The 2,202-nt window shown below is 68.5% G+C and carries 3 protein-coding genes and 1 pseudogene; 2 read left to right on the forward strand and 2 right to left on the reverse strand.

Annotated elements, in window-relative coordinates; genetic code table 11:
• Together ACFWN1_RS32975 and ACFWN1_RS32980 are read right to left on the reverse strand one after the other, a co-directional pair.
• Window positions 1-471, reverse strand: a pseudogene (locus ACFWN1_RS32975) (hypothetical protein); the annotation flags it as partial.
• 154 nt (window positions 472-625) lie between these two features.
• Window positions 626-1,213 (reverse strand): hypothetical protein, encoded by a 588-nt coding sequence (locus tag ACFWN1_RS32980; RefSeq protein ID WP_384370350.1) that lies wholly within the window; start codon window positions 1,211-1,213, stop codon window positions 626-628.
• Window positions 1,214-1,372: 159 nt separating this feature from the next.
• Between ACFWN1_RS32980 and ACFWN1_RS32985 the strand changes: the two genes are divergently transcribed.
• Complete coding sequence (locus ACFWN1_RS32985) at window positions 1,373-1,672, forward strand: hypothetical protein (protein ID WP_384370353.1); 300 nt, start codon at window positions 1,373-1,375, stop codon at window positions 1,670-1,672.
• A gap of 14 nt (window positions 1,673-1,686) precedes the next feature.
• Window positions 1,687-2,169, forward strand: a complete 483-nt coding sequence (locus ACFWN1_RS32990) for a hypothetical protein (protein ID WP_384370356.1) — start codon at window positions 1,687-1,689, stop codon at window positions 2,167-2,169.
• Window positions 2,170-2,202 lie beyond the last annotated feature (33 nt).

Consider the following 2,202-nt stretch of genomic DNA (forward strand, 5'->3'; position numbering starts at 1 on the left):
CTCCAGCACGACCGGCTCAATCAGGTCCGTCAATTGCGTGCGGGCGGCCTCGACGTCGGCCTCCAACGCCGCGCGGACGTGGTCGGTGACGGCGGTGATGTCGCCCGGGTCGGTCAGATCGGCTGACCAGGTCGCAGCGACCAGTCCGGCCTCCACGATCAGCGCCTCAGTCCGGCGCTGATAGTCGCATGCCTCGCACAACCCGGCCGCCCGCTCCTGCCCGCAGTCCTTGCACGGCAGCGCCTGGCGCACCGCGTCGGTGGCCGCCGCGGCCGCCCGTTCACGCTCTACCCGCTCCTGGGCAGCCGCACGAGCGACATCGCGGCGCGCCTCCTCGGCGGCAGCCTGTTTCCGCCGCCGCTCGAAGTCCTCCGCCTCGCCAGCGACATGCTCACGGATCCGGTCCTCGAAGACCTGGCGGCGCTCGCCCGAGCTGACGGTTGGGCATGGCGGGCGATGGTGGAGCCACATTGGAAGTGGCCGGAACCCACGTCCTTTTCGACCTCACCGACCCGCTGCCATCCTCTGCTGTCGATGGGATGTGGGTCGAGATCAGCGTGGAGCGGAATTGCGTCAGTTCGTGGCCCTACCTGCTGTGATTCATAGGAGCCGGCCCTGCGGCCGTTCAGCTGTCGCGCCAGTTGTGGGTTGATTCGCGGGTGAGCCTGCGGCTCACCAGGTCGACTTCGGGCACACGGTGAGCCCGCCCGAGTGGGCGTCGAAGGCGATCGCCGCGACGTGTCCGGCCAGTTCCGGGGCGATGGCTGCCCACCGTTCGCACAGCGTGGTACCGACGGCCTGGAACTTCCAGCCCCGCCTTAGCCGAGCCGGGCATCCGGACACCGAGGACACCGAGGTCGGTGAGCAGCGCGTCGGCACGCTCGTGGTGCCCTGCCCGGGCCAGGTGCGTGACCAGGTCGGCGACCGCAGCCTCGGGGAGAACGCCGTACGGCAGCGCGTCCACGATGAGGGTGCCGTGCCCGGCAGTGAGCCAGGCGAGGACAGATCGGGAGGTGAGCACCGGCCCACGATCGTCCCGATTACCCCGGCGCCCGGTGCCGGGGTTCCGGTCGGGCAGCTGGTGCAGGGCCGGCCCGAGGTCGGTGACGACGCCGGGGTCAATGTGGCGGCCGCCGGCGACCAGCAGCGCCGGTCCAGTGGGCAGGTGGCCGTCCAGCAGCTCCGTGTACTCGGCGCGCAGGCGGTTCGTCACCGCCCAAAGCGGCTCGATGGTGATGGATCCGTTCGGCCTGGTCCGCACCGCGACCTGAGTGCCTTGGGCGATGCCGGTAGCGCGCTGGGCCTGGGCGGCAGGATCAGACGTCCGCGCTGTCCGATGCGGGCAGTGGTGACGACGGTCTGGGATGATTCCATGCCGCGGCACCGTACGATCTCGGAGGGTGCGCTGGAGCACATCGCGAACAAGCACCTGTGGGGCGGCGAGTACCACGCGAAGGGTGAGATGCAGAACGTGTTCGCGCAGGAGATCGACGCCGGCAAGCTCAATAAGTTCATCGAGGAGACGGCCCAGTTCGGCGAGGAGGTCCCGCAGGGCATCGACTATGCCTTCGACGACGTCACGACAGGCGTACAAGGCCAGAACGGCATCCGCCTCTTCGTGGACGAGTTCGGCAATCTCAAGAGCGCGCAGCCCAAGGACGTCTGGCAGTAGGAGAGGAGGAAGATGTGATCACCTTCGCCTTCGAGCCCTGTGCCGAGGACGTCGCCTGGTCGCCCGATTGGCTGGCGGAGAATCGGGAGCGGCCGGATCATCCGGAGCTCACGGGCGCGGACTTCTCGGCGAGCTTCTTCCTGGCGAACGTGCACTGCATCATCCACGGAGTGGACCTGAGTCTGCGCACGCCGGGACTGACCGTGGTCGATGTCGCATTGCTGCTGGAGTACGCGAGGCGACGGCTGAAGACCGCAAGCTGTGTGGCGGTGGAGACGACGCTGACCCAGCACGTGTTCTCCTTCAGCCGCGAAGCGGAAACAGTTACCCTCACGACGAACTACGCCCCCGCGGCGGCGGAACTCACCTGGCTCGAACTGCGACAACTCGCCGACCGAGCCAAGGCCGAGGCGTACCGGCTGATCACCGCCGCCCATCCGGAGCTGCGGGAGAATAAGTGGCTGCGGGAGACGGTGGGGTCCTCGCCGACCGCATGAGACCATCGTGAGGTGGACCACCTCGCCCAGGAC

The sequence above is a fragment of the Streptomyces sp. NPDC058459 genome (assembly GCF_042721685.1).
Lineage (GTDB): Bacteria > Actinomycetota > Actinomycetes > Streptomycetales > Streptomycetaceae > Streptomyces.